The organism is Serratia sp. C2(1) (genome assembly GCF_036352655.1).
In the GTDB taxonomy this organism is placed as follows: Bacteria; Pseudomonadota; Gammaproteobacteria; order Enterobacterales; family Enterobacteriaceae; genus Serratia; species Serratia inhibens.
On sequence record NZ_JAZFBA010000001.1, the window covers coordinates 1061261 to 1079747 of the forward strand.

Here is an 18487-nt window from a genome sequence, read left to right on the forward strand (position 1 = left end):
TGCCTATTTACCGTAACGGGGATCCTGTCATGAGCCGTAATAGCGCTTTCCCGCCCAGTGCCGGCGATTTTCTGCTGGCGTCCAAACGCTGCGAAATCACCGTGCTGCAACAACTGCTGCAGATGGGCCAGTTGGTTGGCCGGGTGAGCCAATTGATCCACGTGCTTCAGCGGGAGCGCGGTACCGTCAATATTTATCTGTGTTCACAGGGCGCGCTGTTCGGCGAACGGCTGGCAGGCAGAACGCAGGACGTGGAGCAGGCCGAACTGGCGGTGCAGCGGCAGCTGGCGCAGTTGGATGCCGCCACGGCACCGCTGGCCAGCGCCAGTCGGCTGTTCAGCCGCATCGCCTGTGCGTTGCACAATCTCACCGCCTTGCCCGCGCTGCGTCTGCAGGTGCGGCAGCAGCAGGTCTCGCAGCCTGTCGCCATGGACACCTTCAATAACATTATTCGCAGCCTGCTGGCGCTGGTGTTCGAGGCGGCGGATGCCTGCGTCGAACCCGCCATGACGCGGGCGTTGATCGCCATGTTCAGCTTTATGCAGGGCAAGGAACTGGCCGGGCAAGAGCGGGCAATAGGTTCGGCCGGTTTTGCCGCCATGCAGTTCAGCGAAGCCTCCCATCAACAGTTACTGATGCTGATCGAGGGGCAAGAGCGTTGTTTTCATGCCTTCAGCGAGTTTGCCGATGAACAGTCGTTGGCCCAGTGGCGGCGCATAGAGCAGCAGGATGATCGCGAGTTTGAACGCCTGCGCCGCATCGCCTGCACGCAATTGCAGTTGAGCGATCGCGCCGACACCAGCCTGCGCTGGTTCGAGATCACCAGTGCGCGCATCGACCTGATGAAACAGATTGAGGATCGGCTGGAAGATGCGCTGATGGCCAGTTGCCGACATAGCCTGGCCGAAGCCCGGCGCTCGCTGGAGGTCGATTACGTCGGTTACGTGCCGCAACAGGCGAGAGAAAGCTACGCGGTATTCGTGGCCACCCCGTTGGGAGAGGCGTCGCCACTGATGGGGGACGGCATCAACCCGCGCCTGGGCCGTTCCATGATGGAGCTGATTCAGCAGCAGTCGCAGCGGTTGCAGGTGCTGTCAGAAGAGTTGGCGACGGCGCGTGCGACGCTGCATGAGCGCAAGCAAATCGAACGCGCCAAAGGGTTGCTGATCCGGCATCGCGGGTTGAGCGAGGAGGAAGCGCACCGCTTGTTGCTCAAGATGGCCATGAACCAAAACAAGCGGTTGATTGAGATCGCCAATGCCATGCTGGCGGTGGCGGATATTTTACCGGCCACCGGGGATACTCCTTAAGGAGTATATGCACACAGCCAGTGCAGTTAATGCCTTGCGATTGTGCAAAGTACCCGTCGCCTTTCAAGTTGCAGCGTTGTTACCTGCACTCGCTCACCCCAGTTACTTACTCGAGTAAGCGCCTGGGGATGAGCGAGTTGGGCGCCTAGCTGCAACTCGAAATTCATAGGGTACAGATTGGTGGGGCTAAAATTACAGATTTGGCACGCAAGCTGCATTAACTAAAACGTAACCCGGCCAATGGCGGCCGGATTGCCAACAAGAATTTGGATAAAGGCGTCCTTTCAGCATGTTCACCCCAATGGTGGAATGTGCTGATGGGACGCCTTTTTTATTTTTATGCCCTAAGTAATTGAAGTTGCATCAAGGCGGCAAGCCCGCAATCCCCAGGAGCATAGACAAACTATGTGACTGGGGTGCGCGGGCACAGCCAACACGGAGGCAGCTTCAAGAATGACGGGCAAATCGCCTGATTGAAGGACTTGCTGATGACGCACACCAAACACCCTGGGCTTGAGTTGACGCGCCGCCGCTTTTTGGCCGGCAGCGCGGCGCTGGGCGGCAGCATGTTGCTGCCTGGCCTGATGAATGCGGCCTGGGCGGCAGGCTCTGACGCACCGGAGAAAAAAGAGATCCGCGTGGGCTTTATTCCGCTCACCGACTGCGCCTCGGTGGTGATGGCGGCGGTGAAAAAGTTTGACGAGAAATACGGCATCAAAATCATTCCCAGCAAAGAAGCCAGTTGGGCGGCGGTACGCGACAAGCTGCTGTCCGGCGAGCTGGACGCGGCGCACGTGCTGTACGGCATGGTTTATGGCCTGCAATTGGGCGTAGCCGGGCCGCAGCACGACATGGCGGTGCTGATGACGCTCAACAACAACGGTCAGGCGATCACGCTTTCCAACCAGTTAAAGCAGGCCGGCGTCACCGATGCGGCCACGCTGAAAAAACACGTCGACGCCAGCGCCAAGGGCACTTACACCTTCGCCCAAACCTTCCCGACCGGCACCCACGCCATGTGGCTCTATTACTGGCTGGCGAACGCCGGCATTCATCCGTTTGACGACGTGCGCAATGTGGTGGTACCGCCGCCGCAGATGGTGATGAACATGAAGATCGGCAACATGAGCGGTTTCTGCGTCGGGGAGCCGTGGAACCAGCGCGCCATCGCCGAAAACATCGGCTTTACCGCCGTTACCACCCAGGACATCTGGCCCGATCATCCGGAAAAAGTGTTGGGCACCACGGGGAACTGGGTGGCGGCCAACCCGAACAGCGCCCGCGCGCTGACCGCCGCCGTGCTGGACGCCGCACGCTGGATAGACAGCTCCGACGCTAACCGCAAGGAGACTGCCCAGGTAGTGGCAGGGCGCGCCTACATCAATACCAAACCGGAAGTGATCACCGGCCGCATGCTGGGGCAATACCAAAACGGTCTGGGCAAATCCTGGCAGGACGCCCATGCGATGCGCTTTTTCCATGATGGCGAGGTGAGCTACCCGTATCTGTCGGACGGCATGTGGTTCCTGACCCAGCATCGCCGCTGGGGCCTGTTGAGCGCCGAGCCGGACTACCTGGCCGTCGCGCAAAAAATCAACCGCATCGAGATCTACAAACAGGCGGCAAGCGCGGTGGGCGGGGTGAATCTTCCCGGCAGCGACATGCGCGCCAGCACGCTGTTTGACGGTAAACGTTGGGACGGCAGCAATCCGGCGGAATACGCCAACAGTTTCTCTTTAAAGCGCTGAGGTAACCGATGAAAAATCTCGCTGAACGTATTGATATTCCAACGCCGACCAGTGCGGAAATCGTGCCGTTGAAAATCCCGGCCGCCGCGAAGCCGCAGCCCAAACTGCGCTGGAACTTGCCTTTGCAGAGCGTTTTTCGCCGTGCGGTGCCTGCGGCGTTGGGGCTGGTGTTGACCCTGGTTATCTGGCAGATCGCCGCGCTCAACAGCAAGGGCTTTCCGACCCCTCTGGCGACCTGGCAAGCGGCGTTGACGCTGTTTGCCGATCCTTTTTATTCCGCCGGGCCGAACGATCAGGGTATCGGCTGGAACGTGCTGGCCTCTTTGCAGCGCGTAGCCACCGGGTTTGGGCTGGCGGCATTGGTCGGTATTCCGGCCGGGTTCCTGCTGGGGCGCTTTGCCTTTCTGGCGAACATGCTTAACCCGATCATTTCGCTGCTGCGCCCGGTCAGCCCGCTGGCCTGGCTGCCGATTGGACTGCTGCTGTTCCAGCGCGCTGAGCCGGCATCAACCTGGACCATTTTCATCTGCTCCATCTGGCCGATGATCCTCAACACCGCAGAAGGCGTCACGCGCATTCCGCAGGACTACCTCAACGTGGCGCGGGTGCTGAAGCTGTCCGAATGGACGGTGATGCGCAAAATCCTGTTCCCGGCGGTGCTGCCGTATGTGTTGACCGGCGTGCGCCTGTCCATCGGCATCGCCTGGCTGGTGATCGTGGCGGCGGAAATGCTGACCGGCGGCGTCGGCATCGGTTTTTGGATTTGGAATGAATGGAACAACCTCAACGTCGAAAACATCATCATCGCCATCATCGTGATCGGCGTAGTGGGGCTGCTGCTCGAGCAGGGGCTGATGTTACTGGCCAAACGTTTTAGTTATCAGAACCGTTAAGGAGCTCGCCATGAAACCCATTATTCAGGTCCAGAACGTCAGCCAGCGCTTTGCCACCCCAAAGGGGGAATTTATCGCGCTGGATCGGGTGAGTTTCGATATCCAGGCAGGGGAAACCCTCAGCCTGATCGGCCATTCCGGCTGCGGCAAGTCGACGCTGCTGAATTTGATCGCCGGGTTGACTGAGCCCAGCGACGGCGTGCTGCTGTGCGATAACCAGCAAATCACCGGGCCGGGGCCAGAGCGCGGCGTGGTGTTCCAGAACCATTCGCTGCTGCCGTGGCTGACCACCTACGAAAACGTGGCGCTGGCGGTGCATCAGGTATTCCGGCGTGAAATGACGCGCGGCGAAATGCGCGAGTGGATCGAACACAACCTGGAATTGGTGCATATGAGCCACGCACTGCACAAGCGGCCGCATGAAATCTCCGGCGGCATGAAACAGCGCGTCGGCATCGCCCGGGCGCTGGCGATGAAGCCCAAAGTGTTGCTGATGGATGAACCCTTTGGTGCGCTGGACGCGTTGACCCGCGCCCATCTGCAGGATGCGGTGATGGAAATCCAGCAACGGCTGAACACCACCATAGTGCTGATTACCCATGACGTCGATGAAGCTGTGCTGCTGTCCGATCGGGTAATGATGATGACCAACGGCCCGGCGGCCACCGTCGGTGAAATTCTTGAGGTGAAGCTGCCGCGTCCGCGTTCACGAGTGGCGCTGGCCGACGACCCGGATTATCACCATTACCGTCGCCAGGTGCTGAAGTTCCTCTACGAGAAGCACGCGAAAGCGGCATGAGAGCCGGATGATGGATAAAACCCAACTGGTGGTGATTGGCAACGGCATGGCCGGGATGCGGCTGGTGGAGACGCTCTGCCGGCTGGCACCCGCGCGTTATGCCATCACGGTGATTGGCGAGGAGCCGCGTGGCAACTACAACCGCATTCTGCTGTCGCCGGTGCTGGCGGGGGAAAAGGCGTTCAGCGAGACCCTGTTGCACGATCTTGACTGGTATCACCGGCACGACGTGCGGCTGCTGGCAGGTGAACCGGCGCTGGCGGTGGATCGGCAGCAAAAACGGGTGATGACGACAGGTCATGAGGTGCCTTATGACCTGCTGGTGTTTGCCACCGGTTCGCGTCCGCTGATGCCGCAACTGCCCGGTGTGACGCTGAACGGCATTTACGGTTTTCGCACGCTGGACGACGTTGAAGCCATGCTGGGCCGCTGCCGGCCAGGGCGGCATGCGCTGGTGCTAGGGGGCGGCGTGTTGGGGATCGAGGCGGCCGCAGCGCTGACGCAACGCGGCGTGACCGCCACCGTGGTGCACCGTGGCACACACCTGATGGAGCGGCAGTTGGATGCCTGCGCCGGGCGGATGCTGCAACACAACCTGTTGCAGCGCGGTATCGAATGTCGGCTGGCCTGTGAGGTCAGCCGGTTCCACGGTACAGAGCAGGTGCACGCCGCCACGCTGAGCAATGGCGAGCAGCGCGACTGCGATTTGGCGGTGATTGCCGCGGGCGTGCGGCCCGAAATCAGCCTGGCGCAGGCCGCCGGGCTGGGGTTCGGGCGCGGCATATTGATCGACGATCGGATGCAGACTGAGGATCCGGCGATCTTCGCCATCGGCGAATGCGCCCAGCTCGACGCCACCACCTTCGGTCTGGTGGCACCTTGCTGGCAACAGGCGGAGTTGTTGGCGCGACGGTTGAGCGGTGAGCAGGTGCCGGGCTACCGACCGGCACCGCTGCATACCCGCCTGAAGGTCAGCGGTATCGACATGTTCAGCGCCGGCGAAACGATCGCCGACGCGCAAACCGAGCTTCACCACGCGGAAGACCCACTGGCGCAGCATTATCGCCGCCTGCTGGTGCGCGACGGCCGATTACAGGGCGTGTTGCTGTATGGCGACGCCCAGGACAGCCCTTTTTATCTGCAACAGCTTGGTCAGCCGGTGAATCAGCCGGAAGCCCTGCTGTTTGGCAGTAGCGAACCCGAGGCGCCGCAGGCGTCTGACGAGAGGACATCGGATATGCATAAGCCCGTTTTGCTGGTTGCCGGACACGGCATGGTCGGTCATCACTTCCTGGAACAGCTGGTTACTCGCGAACTGCATCAGCAGTATCACATCGTGGTCTTTGGCGAAGAGCCGGTGGCGGCTTACGACCGGGTCCATCTGTCGGAATTTTTCTCCGGCCGCAGCGCCGACTCGTTGTCGATGGTGGAAGCGGGTTTCTTCGAACGTTCCGGCATTGAACTGCGGCTGGGGCAGGCGGTTTGCGCCATCGATCGCCGGCGCAAATGCGTGATCGACGCCGAGGGGCGCGAAACGCCCTACGACCATCTGGTGCTGGCGACCGGCTCTTATCCGTTTGTCCCGCCGATCCCCGGCAACGATCGCCGCGGCTGCCTGGTTTACCGCACGCTGGAGGATCTGGCGGCGATTGCCGAATGCGCCGCCAGCGCCAGCGTGGGCGTGGTGGTCGGCGGCGGTCTGTTGGGGTTGGAGGCCGCCAACGCCTTGCAGCAGCTTGGGCTGAAAACCCACGTGGTGGAGTTTGCGCCGCGTCTGATGGGGGTGCAACTGGATGACGGCGGCGCGGCGATGCTGCGTAAAAAGATTGAGGCGCTGGGCGTGAGCGTACACACCGGCAAGCAAACACAGGCGATTATCGAAGGTTCGTTACACCGTCACAGCATGAATTTCGCCGACGGCGAAACCCTGGAAGCGGATTTGATTCTGTTTTCCGCCGGTATCCGGCCGCGTGACCAGCTCGCCCGCGCCGCCGAGCTGGAAGTCGGTCCACGCGGCGGCATCGTGATTGACAGCCAGTGCCGCACCAGCGATGAGGCTATTTACGCCATCGGCGAATGCGCGTTATGGAACGGCCAAATTTTCGGGTTGGTGGCTCCGGGGTACCAAATGGCGCGTACGCTGGCGGATCTGCTGGCCGGGCGGGAAAACGCGTTCTGCGGCGCAGACATGAGCACCAAGCTGAAACTGCTGGGTGTCGAGGTGGCGTCGATCGGGGATGCGCACGGTCATACGCCCGGTAGCCAAAGCTACAGCTGGGTCGACGGCCCGGCGGAAGTGTATAAAAAACTGGTGGTTGATGCCGACGGCAAGCGGTTGCTGGGGGCGGTATTGGTCGGCGACAGCAGTGAATACAGTACATTGCAGCAAATGATGCTCAATGATCTGCCGCTGCCTGCCGAGCCGGAAAGCCTGATTTTACCGGTTCGCGCGGGCGGCGCGCTAAAAGCGCTGGGCGTATCGGCGTTACCGGCCACGGCGCAGATTTGCTCTTGCCATAACGTCAGTAAAGGCGATATCAGCTGTGCGGTGGACCAGGGCTGCGGCGATTTGGCGGCGGTGAAAGCCTGCACCAAAGCCGGCACCGGCTGTGGCGGTTGCGCCGCGCTGGTGAAACAGGTGATGGAGCACGAACTGCAGCAACGCGGCGTGGTGGTGAAAAAGGACGTTTGCGAGCATTTCGCCTACTCGCGCCAGGAGCTGTATCACCTGGTGCGGGTCGGCAATATCCGCACCTTCGACGATCTGCTGGCTCGACATGGTCATGGGCACGGCTGCGAAGTTTGCAAACCGCTGGCGGGATCGATTCTGGCGTCGTGCTGGAACGAATACCTGCTCAAGCCGCAGCACCTGCCGCTGCAAGACACCAACGATCGTTTCTTCGCCAATATCCAAAAAGACGGCACCTATTCGGTGGTGCCGCGCGTGCCGGCCGGTGAGATTACCCCGGCGGGGCTAATCGCCATCGGCCAAATCGCCCAGCGCTATCAACTGTACACCAAAATCACCGGCGGCCAGCGGGTCGACCTGTTTGGCGCCCGCCTGGAGCAACTGCCGGAAATCTGGCAGCAGTTGGTCGACGCCGGGTTTGAAACCGGCCATGCCTACGGCAAGTCGCTGCGTACGGTGAAATCCTGCGTCGGCTCGAGCTGGTGTCGTTATGGCGTGCAAGATTCGACCGCGCTGGCGATTGAACTGGAGCACCGTTACAAGGGATTGCGAGCGCCGCACAAAATCAAGATGGCGGTTTCCGGCTGCACGCGTGAGTGCGCAGAAGCGCAAAGCAAGGACGTTGGGGTGATCGCCACCGACAAAGGCTGGAACCTGTACCTGTGCGGCAACGGCGGCATGAAACCCCGTCACGCGGATTTGTTCGCCAGCGATCTCGACACCGCCACGCTGATCCGCATGGTCGATCGTTTCCTGATGTTTTATGTCCGTACCGCCGATCGCCTGCAGCGCACCAGCACCTGGATGGATAACCTCGAGGGCGGGCTGGATTACCTGCGTGAGGTGGTGCTGGAGGATAGCCTGGGTATCGCCGCCGATCTGGAAAACGACATGCAGGCGGTAGTCGGCAGCTACCAGTGTGAATGGCAGACCACGCTTGCCAGCCCGGATCGTCTTAAGCTGTTCCGCGCCTTTGTGAACAGCGATCGGCCGGACGAAGCCATTGTCTGGCAGCCGGAGCGCGGGCAGCGCCGCCCGGCCAGCGGAGAGGAACGCGGGCAGGTTATCGACGTGCAACCGGCCCCGGCCGCAGGCGAGCAGTGGCTGGATGTCTGCGCGTTGACGGATATCCCCGCCAACGCCGGCATTGCCGCCCGTCTGGGGCAGCGGCAGATTGCGCTGTTCCATCTGCCGGACAGCGGCGTTTATGCGCTGGCGAATCAGGAGCCGGACAGTGACGCCAACGTGCTGGCGCGCGGGTTGCTGGGTGACGTAGCCGGCGTGCCTGTGGTGATCTCCCCGTTGTACAAGCAGCGTTTCCGCCTGAGCGACGGCAGCTGTGTGGATAATGCGCAACCTGGCGTCACCGCCTGGCCGGTGCGGGTGACGGCGGGCAGAGTCTGGGTCTGTAGCCAACCGCTGTCGGTGCAGGCCGCCATGCCGGAAACGACGGACGTCGCATCATGACCGCCGCGCACTGCACCACCTGTCCTTACTGCGGCGTTGGCTGCGGCGTCGCCGTCGAAACACGCGGCGACGGCGCGGTGGCGGTCAGTGGCGACGTCGCGCATCCGGCCAATCAGGGAAAATTGTGCGTGAAAGGCAGCGCGTTGGGAGAAACCCTGGATCTGACAGGCCGGTTGCTGCAACCGCAGGTTGACGGCCGAACGGTGGGCTGGGACGAGGCGTTGGAGCAGGTGGCGCTGCGTTTTAGTCGCGTGATTGAACAGCATGGCCCGCAGGCGGTGGCGTTTTACGCTTCCGGCCAGTTGTTGACCGAAGATTACTACGTTGCCAATAAGCTGATGAAGGGCTTTATTGGCGCGGCCAATATCGACACCAACTCCCGGCTGTGCATGGCATCGGCGGTGGTGGGTTACAAGCGGGCATTCGGCGGCGATGCGGTGCCTTGCTGCTATGAGGACATCGAGCTGGCGGATCTGGTGATCCTGACCGGCACCAACACCGCCTGGGCGCATCCGGTGGTGTATCAGCGGCTGGTGAAAGCGCGCCGGGAGCGGCCGCAAATGCGCGTGGTGGTGATTGACCCGCGAGAGACGGCGACCTGCGATATTGCCGATCTGCACCTGCCGCTGCGCCCCGGCAGCGACGCCGCGTTGTTTACCGGCGCGTTGCGCTGGCTGGCGCAGCACGATGGTCTGGATAACGCCTTTTTGCACCGGCACGCCAACGGCGTGGAAGAAACCCTGGCGGCGGTGGCCGACTGGACGCCGGAGCGGGTAGCGGATTTTTGCGGGCTGCCGCTCAGCGCCGTACTGGCATTTTTCGCCTTGCTGAAAACATCGCGCGATTGGGTGACGCTGTATTCCATGGGCATCAACCAGTCGTCGAGCGGTGCGGATAAATGCAACGCAATCATCAACCTGCATCTGGCGGGCGGGCGCATTGGCCGGCCGGGCAGCGGTCCGTTTTCCATTACCGGCCAACCGAATGCGATGGGCGGGCGCGAAGTGGGCGGACTGGCCAATCAGTTGGCCGCGCATATGGGGTTCAGCGACGAGGATACCGATCGGGTGCAACGTTTCTGGCAGTCGCCGGGCATTGCCCGGCAACCGGGCCTGAACGCGGTGGAATTGTTCCAGGCGATGGCAGCCGGGCAGGTGAAGGCGGTGTGGATCATGGGCACCAATCCGGCGGTGTCGCTGCCGGATGCCGACGCGGTGCGACAGGCGCTGAAACAGTGTCCGCTGGTGGTGGTGTCGGAAGTGATGGCGGTGACCGATACCGCAGAGCTGGCGCATATCCGCTTGCCGGCGCTGGCCTGGGGCGAAAAAGAGGGCAGCGTCACCAACTCCGAACGCTGCATATCCCGCCAGCGCGCGTTTTTGCCGCCGCCGGGAGAGGCGCGAGCCGATTGGTGGATCCTCAGCCAGGTGGCGCAACGCATGGGCTATGGTGCGGCGTTCGGCTATCGGCATCCTTCGGAGATTTTCAGCGAACACGCCGCGCTGTCCGGCTTTGAAAATAACGGCACGCGCGCTTTCGATATCAGCCTGCTGGCGCAGTGGGATCGGGAGCGGTGGTTGCACATGACGCCCGTACAGTGGCCGGTCAATACCCAACACCCTGACGGGTGTCGGCGCCTGTTCGGCGATGGCCGCTTTTTCCACGCGGACGGCAAAGCGCGGCTGCTGCCGGTGACGCCACGCCTGCCGCAAAATGCGGTATCGCCGCGTTATCCGTTGGTGCTGAACACCGGCCGTATTCGCGATCAGTGGCACACCATGACGCGCACCGGCAAAGCGGCGCGCCTGATGCGCCACCTCAGCGAGCCGTTCTGTGAAATGCATCCGCAGGATGCGGCGGAGTTGGGCATCGCCGATAACGCCCTGGTGCGGCTCAGTTCGCCCCACGGCTGGATGCTGGCGCGGGCCCAGTGTCATCCGGGGCAGCGGCGCGGCAGCGTTTTCGCTCCGATGCACTGGAATGGCCAGTTTACCGCCCAGGGCCGGGTCGACAGCCTGATCCCACCGGTGCTGGATGTTCATTCCGGCCAGCCGGAAAGCAAACATGCGCCGGTACGGGTCAGCCCCTGGCCGACGAACTGGCAGGCGGAGATTTTCCTACGCGCCGAGGTGGCGCCGCCGGTGGGCATTTACTGGAGCCGGGTGGCGCAGAACGGCCTGACCCACTACATCATGGCCGGTCAACGGCCGGTCGAGGACTGGCAAGAGTGGCTGCTGCGGCATTTCCCGCTGGAAGGCCTGACGCTGCAAACCGCTCAGCTGGCCCAGCGCGGTTGGCATGTGATTGGTTGGCGTCAGGGCGAGGTACAACTGGCATTTTATGTTCGCCGGCAGGCTCCGCTGCTCGATCGACCGGCAATTCTGGGCGCTTTTGCACAACCGCCGGTCAGCGGGCCGCAACGGTTGGCGCTGCTGGCGGGGCGAGGGGCGGCGGGGCAACCGGCGGACGGAGCGACGATTTGCAGCTGCTTCGGAGTGGGCGAGAACCGCATTATTGCGGCGATTCAGGGCGGTTGTCACAGCGCCAGTGAACTGGGCGAACGCCTGCAATGCGGCACCAACTGCGGTTCCTGCTTGCCGGAACTGAAAAAGTTGATTCAACGGCATGCGGCCCAACGGGTGGCATAGCGGAGGTGATGACATGAAGGTACTTGAAATGCTGATGTTGGCCGGCGATCGTCGCCAGCCGGTGCGCCGGGGCGAAGTGTGGTTGGTCGGTGCCGGGCCGGGAGATGCCGAACTGCTGACGTTGAAGGCGCTGCGGGTTCTCCAGCAGGCGGACGTGGTGGTGTTTGATCGCCTGGTTTCCCCTGCGGTGATGGCGTTGCTGCCTGCGGAGGCGCTGCGGATCGACGTGGGTAAATCGCTGCGCTGCCATACCCTGGCGCAATCGGAGATCGAACAGCTGCTGGTAGAGCTGGCGCAGGCCGGCAATCGGGTGGTGCGGCTGAAGGGCGGTGACCCTTTTATTTTTGGTCGCGGTGGCGAGGAGATGGCCTGGTTGCAACGTCATGGTGTGGTCTGCCACGTGGTGCCGGGCATTACCGCCGCCAGCGGTTGCGCGGCGGCGAGCGGCATTCCGTTAACCCACCGGGATTACGCGCAGTCGGTGCGTTTTGTTACTGGCCACAGCCGTAACGGCGATGTGGATCTGGACTGGCCGGGATTGGTCAGCTCGGGGCAAACGCTGGTGTTTTATATGGGGCTGGCCTTGAGTGAAACCATCGCCGCGCAGTTGCTGCGCCATGGCATGCCGGCGGAGATGCCATTGGCGATCATTGAACGCGGCACCCAGCCGCAGCAGCGGGTATTGATTGGCACCCTGGGCGAACTGCCGGCGATAATAGCCCGGCAGCGGCCGGTTTCACCCAGCCTGTTGATGATTGGTGAGGTGGTCAGCCTGTACCGCGCGACGGCGGTCACTGCAGAGACCCCGGCAGAGGCGGTCACTGCCTGAGCGGCTATTGGCCGAAGCGGCCGATAATCCCCGCGCCGCCCTTGGCGTGGCCTTGCAGTTTTTCCACGAGCTGTTCGCGCGTTAACCCGGGGCCAAATGCATGGGGAGGGAGATCGGTAGCGATCAGCACGAAGGTATAGTGGTGCAACCCTGAACCGGCCGGTGGGCAAGGCCCATGATAAACCCCGGTACCCGGCGAGTTTTTACCCCCGACAAAGCCTTTGCCCAGGGTGAGATCCCCCTCGGCGAAGCCGCTGGCCGAAACGGGAATGCCGTAGGCCACCAAATGGCTGGCGCCAAGGCCGCCTCGCCCCTCGGGATCGGACAGCAGCAGGGCGAAACTCTGGGTGCCTGCCGGTGGGTTGCTCCAGTTCAGCGGCGGCGAAACGTTGTCGCCAGTGCAACTGGCGTTGCCCGGCGTCGCGCCGGCATATTTCTGCGCCAGCATCCCGCCGTCCTGAAACGCCGGTGAGGTGAGGCTAAAGGTGCCGGCGGCCTGTACCGCGAATGACAGCGACCCCGTCAATAACGCCGCGCCGAGCGCGAGTGCGGATAAACCACGATCGATCATACAACCTCCTGCGTTGATTTTGGCTCAGCCAAAGGATAGTGGTGCGGAGGGGGACTCGCCATAACAGTCGTACCGACAGCGGGCTATAACAGCGGCAAAATAGCCCTGGGTCCCTCTGCCACCAGAGTGAAATAAGGTGAAATCAAGCGTTATACCCCACTGAAAAGGGGGACTCCCCGCCAGCCGCCGATAGCAACAACGGCCAGGCGGCAGCCGCCAGATACAGGCCGAACGGCAGAGGGGCTTGCCAGCCGGATTTGCGCAGCAGACAGGCAATGGCCACTGCGCATAATCCCGCCGCCGCTGCACCGGTGACCAGCATTGGCAGAACGGGCCAACCGACCCAGGCACCTAATGCCGCCAACAGTTTAAAATCCCCTTGCCCGATGCCATCCCGTTGATGGCGTTGGCGATAGGCCGCGTTGAGCAACCACAGCGACAGATAACCGACGACAGCCCCGGATACCGCCTCCGGCAGGGAAGCGAAATAGCCTTGCTGATTAACCAGCAGGCCGGCCCATAGCAGCGGCAGCGTCAGGCGATCCGGCAACAAGCGGTACCGCCGGTCGATAAACGCCAGCGCGAGCAATACCGTCGCCACCGGCAACAACATTAAGCGTTGCAGGAGCGGCATACCGAAAGGCAATGCCGCCAACCCGGCGCAGAGCGCAGCCCATATCACCCAACGTGCCTGTCCGGATGGTGGTGGTATCTGGCTTACCGATACGCAACGGATCAGTCGCGTAGCGATGGCTGCCGCCAGCAGCAGCGCCGGAATAAACAGGCAGCGCTGCCAGAGATCGAATTGTGCGCCATCGAGCATAAAGCCTCCTTGCCGAGCTGAAATGAGCGTTCAAAATAACGGCAAAATGCGGCTGATAGGGAAAAATGATGCCATCAATGACGGGTATTGCGAGCGAGGCTGCAAAGCGTTGCTCAACGGCAGGATGAATCGCAAAAAACTGCGCATTGCTGCATATAATCAAGCTGTTATTGGTCATGCCGGTTTTCGATTGCGGTTTTTTTCGGCAAAATTTCAGGTGAAATAAAGTGAATTCATGCCGTTTGGGGGCCCGGCAGCGAGCATTTTATGGTCGGTGACACAGGGACTGCGGGAGATGATTTTTTTGTGACGTTGTCACATGATAAACTGAAGTTTATCCGATTGTTTCTCATCGGAAATCCATTAGGCTTTGGCCTTCATGATGCGCTTTGGCGCCGGGCCACCCGAAAGGGCGATGAAGGCCCTGTGCTATAGTTTGCGAAAGTCGCGTTGTCTGCCGTCTGGAGTGGCCGCAGCAAAAAAAGGTTGATGCGCCGTGCCCTCCGGATGTGGGGATGGCGACAGAGTAATGACTGACGTTATACAAAAAACACGTTACAGAGTGAAAAAAGCCGTTCATTTTCTCCCTCGCCTGACCGGCCGTTTACCGGCGGCGCTGCTGGTGTGGCCGCTCGCCTGGCTTTCCGGTGTCTTGCCCGCTCAGGCTGAATCCCCGCCGGCGCCCGCTTCCGTCGCTCGTTCACCGGGCAATGATTTGCCCGAACTTGGCGGTAACGCCCAGGACGACGCTGCACGTGAGAAAGAGTGGGCCACCATGGCCAAACAGCTGGGCGAACGTAATTTGAATAACGTTTCCGGTCAGCAGGTACGCACCCGCGCCGAGAACTATGTATTGGGTCAGGCAAACGATGTGTTGCAACAGCAAGCGCAGGAACTGTTATCGCCGCTGGGCACCGCCAAACTGTCGTTGGTGGTGTCCAACCAGGGGGATTTTGCCGGCAGCAGCGGCCAGCTGTTCAGCCCGTTGTATGACGTCAACGGCTTGCTGACTTATAGCCAACTCAGTCTTCTGCAGCAAAACGACGGTTCGCTGGGCAACGTAGGGATAGGGCAACGCTGGGTTGCCGGGGATTGGCTGCTGGGGTACAACACGGTGCTCGACAGCGATTTTGAGCGTCGGCACAATCGCGCCAGCGTGGGTGCGGAAGCCTGGGGCGATTTTCTGCGTTTTTCCGCCAACTATTACTACCCGCTGTCGGCGCTGGCGCAGCAAAAAAACGACGCGGTGTTCCTCAGCCGGCCGGCGAGCGGCTATGACGTTACCACCCAAGGGTATCTGCCGTTTTACCGCCAGATTGGCGGTTCTCTCAGCTACGAGCAGTACTGGGGGGAGAATGTCGATCTGTTCGGTAGCGGTAAAAAACAAAACGATCCGCGCGCCATGCAGTTTGGGGTGAATTACACGCCGGTGCCGCTGGTGACGGTGAAAGCGCTGCACAAGATGGGCGAAGGCGGGGTGAGCCAGGAGCAGGTTGAGTTGGCGCTGAGTTACCGGCTCGGCGTGCCGCTGGTGAAACAGATATCGCCGGAGTATGTTGCGCAGGCCAAGTCGCTGCGCGGTAGCCGCTATGACAATATCGAACGCAAAAATATCCCGGTGCTGGCGTTCCGGCAGCGCAAAACGCTGCAGGTGTTTTTGGCTACGCCGCCCTGGAGCCTGCGCGAAGGGGAGACGCTGCCGCTGGTGCTTGAAATTAAGGCGACCAACAAAATCGCCCGCGTCAGTTGGCAAGGGGATACCCAGGCTCTGAGCCTGACGCCGCCGCACAACGGCAACGATCCGCACGGCTGGAGCCTGATTGTGCCGAAGTGGGATGCAACCCCGGGCGCAAGCAATAGTTACCGTTTATCGGTCACGCTGGAGGACGATAAGCACCAATTGGTCACCTCCAACTGGATTGACCTGCAGGTGACGCCGCCGCTGACGCTGGCTGCCGGCGCCGACGAGGGGTTACCGCCGGCGAAAACCCTGCAAACGCCGGCGATACCGGCGCAGACCGGGCCATTGAACGGCGGCGATTAACCGTTTTTGCCCTGCAACACCCAGACGGCTGCTTCGACGCGCGATTTCAGCTTCATTTTTTTCAGCAGGTGTTTGACGTGTACCTTGACGGTACTCTCGGTGATCGTCAGCTTGCGGGCGATCATTTTGTTCGGCAGGCCCTGGGCGATCAGTTTCAGAATATCGCGTTCACGCGGCGTCAGCTGCTGGATATCGCGTTCGGCGCTGGGGCGGTTTTCGCGCAGGCTGGCGGCCAGGATCGGCGTCAGGGCTTCACTTAGCACCATCTGGCCCGCAGCCGCCTGATGCATGGCCTTCAGCAGATCCTCCGGTTCCATGTCTTTCAGCAGGTAGCCGTCGGCGCCGCGTTTCAGCGCGTTGACCACGTCATCTTCATGATTTGAGACGCTAAACACCACGATACGGCCGGAGAGCGCGGTCATGCGCAGGCGATCCAGCGTCTCCAGACCGTTGATGCCCGGCATGTTCAGATCGAGCAGGATCAGGTCCGGGTCATGCTCTTCAGCCAGCGAGACGCCCAGTTCGCCATTGCCGGCTTCGGCAATCACCTGCAGGCGTGGATCCATGCCGATCAACTGCTTTACGCCGTTGCGCAGCATCGGATGGTCGTCAATCAGTAAAATGGTGGCGGCGGTTTCGGTCGTCATGGTTTCTCCCATTAATCAATGGCGTGGTTGTCCGGTTTAAATACCACCCGGACTTCAGTGCCGCCGCCGCTGCAAGGTAAAATCTCGCAGTGGCCGTGCAGGCTTTTGGCGCGATCGCGCATAATGATCAGGCCATAGTGATCGGGGCGCGCGGTCTCTTCCGGCAGCCCGCGCCCGTTATCGCAGACGCTCAGGGTAACTTCACCTCGTCGATTGACCACTTGAATGCTCACCCGGCTGGCCTGGGCATGCTTGTGAATGTTGCTTAACGCTTCGCGGGCAATCTGCAACAGGTGAATGGCCTGATAAGAAGGCACCGTGCGTGGCGTCAATTGGTAATCGAGATCAATGGCGACACCGAGCCGTTGGCTAAACTCCTGTACCGTCGACTGCAGTGCTGCCAGCAGCCCGGGTTCGGTCAGCCGCAGGCGGAACGTGGTCAGCAGCTCGCGCAGTTGGCGGTAGGCGATGTTCAGCTCTTCGCGCATCTGTTGCACCAGCGACAGATTGGCGGGCGAGAGCTCCGCACCCTGCATATGCAGGCAACTGGTCTGCATTTTCAGGCAGGACAGCGACTGGGCAATGGAGTCATGCAACTCGCGCGCTATCGCCGCGCGTTCTTCCATCAGCATCAGCTGTTGCTGATGATCCACCTGGCGTTCAATCGCCAACACGCTGGTCAGTTGTTCTACCAGCGTGTTAATCAGCTGGTGATGATCGTCATTTAGCGGCCGTTGCGGCGGGTGTTGTGCGACGATCACTCCGTAGTCCCCCAATTTGTCGCTTAAACTCCAGCTCAGGGAAGGATGATGGGCGTGTTGTTGGCCGTCATCGTTCAGGCAGGCGCTGCAGACCGGGTTGGTGCAATATTCCGGCCGTAGCGGCAGGTTACCGCTCAGTTGCACAAATTGTTCCTGGCTGTTGTTTTCGTACAGGCGTACCTGAATGGCGCGCAGCGGCGTCAGGGTTTGCAACTGATTGAGTATCGGCGTCAGGCGGCTGCACAGCGGCTCATTGCCGTGCAACTGGCGGCTGGCTCGATAGAGAAAGCTCAGTACCTGATTTTTTTGTTGCAGGTCGGCGGTTTTTTCCGCCACCCGTTGTTCCAGCCCGCTGTACATGGTGGAAAGCTCATCGGACATTCTGTTTAACGCGCCGCCGAGCGAGGCCATTTCATCCTGGTGACCCCGTTGGGCAAAGCGCCGGCTGAAATCACCGCGGCCTGCCGACAGCGCCATCGCCACCAATTGCCGCCACGGGTGCAGCAGGCGGTTACGCAGATAACAGATGGTACCGACCAGCAATAATAGCGTCAGAGCGATAAACCCCGCCTGCACCAGGGTCACCATCAACAGCCGCCGTTCGGTCTGGCGGTCAATGTCGGAAACCAGCTTGTCCAGCAGAGTGACGAAATGCGCTACCTGGGGGGCCGCATCGGCCGGCTGCCGGGCCTGACGCAATTGCGGCAACAGGGTGAGCTGCCAATAATCATGCAGCGTCTGAAATTGTTCCGTCAGCGCTTCCTGTTCCACCGAGCGCTGAAGATCGGGGTTGTCTTGATCCTGATCCAGTTCGCGGACCCAGGCTTCGCTGCGTGCATTCAGCGGAACCTGTGACAGCAGGCGATAACTCTGCATACGCAAGGAGCCGGCTTTGTTGATGGCATGCGCATTGCCCTGAATGCTTTGCGACATCCAGGCGGAAATGCCCATGCCGGCAATGCCCAATATGCCCAGCAGTATCATCAGTACGGCGACCTGGTTAACGATGGAAAGTGGAGCCAACAGGCGTTTCATGTTGCTTGGATCCCCGGCAGTAGAGCATGGCAACGGCTGGAAACCCGAGGGTGAAAGCAGGCGGTGCCAGCGAAGGCGGTAACGATTCAGCGTTATTTTTCATCATACTTGCACATAACCCCATACCTCTAACGAAGTACCCATTAGTTTCCGATCGTGACTGCGGGCCGGCGACATCAGCAGCAGGATTTATTCAATTTATTGATTTGTAATTATTTTTTCT

General features: G+C 61.1%; 13 protein-coding genes. 9 read left to right on the top strand and 4 right to left on the bottom strand.

The window, feature by feature from the left end; genetic code table 11:
- Positions 1 to 29: 29 nt before the first annotated feature.
- The 7 genes from V2S86_RS04915 (at position 30) to cobA (ending at position 12383) form a co-directional block, all read left to right on the top strand.
- Positions 30 to 1310 carry a nitrate- and nitrite sensing domain-containing protein gene (locus tag V2S86_RS04915; RefSeq protein ID WP_330761481.1) on the top strand — a complete coding sequence of 427 codons (1281 nt, stop codon included), beginning with the start codon at positions 30 to 32 and terminating at the stop codon, positions 1308 to 1310.
- A gap of 488 nt (positions 1311 to 1798) precedes the next feature.
- Positions 1799 to 3058, top strand: a complete 1260-nt coding sequence (locus V2S86_RS04920; protein ID WP_330761482.1) for a CmpA/NrtA family ABC transporter substrate-binding protein — start codon at positions 1799 to 1801, stop codon at positions 3056 to 3058.
- Between the two features lie 8 nt (positions 3059 to 3066).
- Positions 3067 to 3951, top strand: coding sequence for a nitrate ABC transporter permease (ntrB, locus tag V2S86_RS04925; protein ID WP_330761483.1), 885 nt, complete (start codon positions 3067 to 3069; stop codon positions 3949 to 3951).
- Between the two features lie 10 nt (positions 3952 to 3961).
- On the top strand, positions 3962 to 4750 hold the full coding sequence (locus V2S86_RS04930) for an ABC transporter ATP-binding protein (protein ID WP_330761484.1): 789 nt from the start codon (positions 3962 to 3964) through the stop codon (positions 4748 to 4750).
- A 10-nt stretch (positions 4751 to 4760) separates the two neighbouring features.
- Positions 4761 to 8906: a nitrite reductase large subunit NirB gene (gene nirB, locus V2S86_RS04935; RefSeq protein WP_330763155.1), complete on the top strand. Its 4146-nt coding sequence runs from the start codon at positions 4761 to 4763 to the stop codon at positions 8904 to 8906.
- Entirely contained in the window at positions 8903 to 11554 is a 2652-nt protein-coding gene (locus V2S86_RS04940; RefSeq protein ID WP_330761485.1) for a nitrate reductase, read from the top strand. Before nirB ends, V2S86_RS04940 begins: the two co-directional genes overlap by 4 nt.
- A 13-nt stretch (positions 11555 to 11567) precedes the next feature.
- Positions 11568 to 12383, top strand: coding sequence for a uroporphyrinogen-III C-methyltransferase (gene cobA, locus V2S86_RS04945; protein ID WP_330761486.1), 816 nt, complete (start codon positions 11568 to 11570; stop codon positions 12381 to 12383).
- A gap of 4 nt (positions 12384 to 12387) precedes the next feature.
- Here the strand turns inward: cobA and V2S86_RS04950 are convergent, their stop codons facing one another.
- Both V2S86_RS04950 and V2S86_RS04955 read right to left on the bottom strand, forming a co-directional pair.
- Entirely contained in the window at positions 12388 to 12954 is a 567-nt protein-coding gene (locus tag V2S86_RS04950) for a YbhB/YbcL family Raf kinase inhibitor-like protein (protein ID WP_330761487.1), read from the bottom strand.
- Between the two features lie 142 nt (positions 12955 to 13096).
- Positions 13097 to 13777, bottom strand: coding sequence for a prepilin peptidase (locus tag V2S86_RS04955; RefSeq protein ID WP_330761488.1), 681 nt, complete (start codon positions 13775 to 13777; stop codon positions 13097 to 13099).
- 22 nt (positions 13778 to 13799) lie between these two features.
- On the opposite strand from V2S86_RS04955, the gene V2S86_RS04960 reads away from it, so the two are divergent.
- Together V2S86_RS04960 and V2S86_RS04965 are read left to right on the top strand one after the other, a co-directional pair.
- Positions 13800 to 14003: a hypothetical protein gene (locus tag V2S86_RS04960; RefSeq protein ID WP_330761489.1), complete on the top strand. Its 204-nt coding sequence runs from the start codon at positions 13800 to 13802 to the stop codon at positions 14001 to 14003.
- A gap of 303 nt (positions 14004 to 14306) precedes the next feature.
- Positions 14307 to 15821, top strand: a complete 1515-nt coding sequence (locus V2S86_RS04965) for a YchO/YchP family invasin (RefSeq protein ID WP_330761490.1) — start codon at positions 14307 to 14309, stop codon at positions 15819 to 15821.
- Here the strand turns inward: V2S86_RS04965 and narL are convergent.
- Together narL and narX are read right to left on the bottom strand one after the other, a co-directional pair.
- Positions 15818 to 16468, bottom strand: coding sequence for a two-component system response regulator NarL (gene narL, locus V2S86_RS04970; RefSeq protein WP_330761491.1), 651 nt, complete (start codon positions 16466 to 16468; stop codon positions 15818 to 15820). The genes V2S86_RS04965 and narL overlap by 4 nt on opposite strands.
- A gap of 11 nt (positions 16469 to 16479) precedes the next feature.
- A complete protein-coding gene (gene narX, locus V2S86_RS04975) occupies positions 16480 to 18264 on the bottom strand; it encodes a nitrate/nitrite two-component system sensor histidine kinase NarX (RefSeq protein ID WP_330761492.1) in 1785 nt (594 codons plus the stop codon).
- Positions 18265 to 18487: the final 223 nt, after the last annotated feature.

Bases quoted from the DNA above. Each gene is read 5' to 3' on its own strand.
- narX (WP_330761492.1), bottom strand. From the start codon at position 18,264: ATGAAACGCCTGTTGGCTCCACTTTCCATCGTTAACCAGGTCGCCGTA.
- ntrB (WP_330761483.1), top strand. From the start codon at position 3,067: ATGAAAAATCTCGCTGAACGTATTGATATTCCAACGCCGACCAGTGCG.
- cobA (WP_330761486.1), top strand. From the start codon at position 11,568: ATGAAGGTACTTGAAATGCTGATGTTGGCCGGCGATCGTCGCCAGCCG.
- V2S86_RS04940 (WP_330761485.1), top strand. From the start codon at position 8,903: ATGACCGCCGCGCACTGCACCACCTGTCCTTACTGCGGCGTTGGCTGC.
- V2S86_RS04930 (WP_330761484.1), top strand. From the start codon at position 3,962: ATGAAACCCATTATTCAGGTCCAGAACGTCAGCCAGCGCTTTGCCACC.
- V2S86_RS04960 (WP_330761489.1), top strand. From the start codon at position 13,800: ATGAGCGTTCAAAATAACGGCAAAATGCGGCTGATAGGGAAAAATGAT.
- V2S86_RS04920 (WP_330761482.1), top strand. From the start codon at position 1,799: ATGACGCACACCAAACACCCTGGGCTTGAGTTGACGCGCCGCCGCTTT.
- V2S86_RS04955 (WP_330761488.1), bottom strand. From the start codon at position 13,777: ATGCTCGATGGCGCACAATTCGATCTCTGGCAGCGCTGCCTGTTTATT.
- V2S86_RS04915 (WP_330761481.1), top strand. From the start codon at position 30: ATGAGCCGTAATAGCGCTTTCCCGCCCAGTGCCGGCGATTTTCTGCTG.
- narL (WP_330761491.1), bottom strand. From the start codon at position 16,468: ATGACGACCGAAACCGCCGCCACCATTTTACTGATTGACGACCATCCG.
- V2S86_RS04950 (WP_330761487.1), bottom strand. From the start codon at position 12,954: ATGATCGATCGTGGTTTATCCGCACTCGCGCTCGGCGCGGCGTTATTG.
- nirB (WP_330763155.1), top strand. From the start codon at position 4,761: ATGGATAAAACCCAACTGGTGGTGATTGGCAACGGCATGGCCGGGATG.
- V2S86_RS04965 (WP_330761490.1), top strand. From the start codon at position 14,307: ATGACTGACGTTATACAAAAAACACGTTACAGAGTGAAAAAAGCCGTT.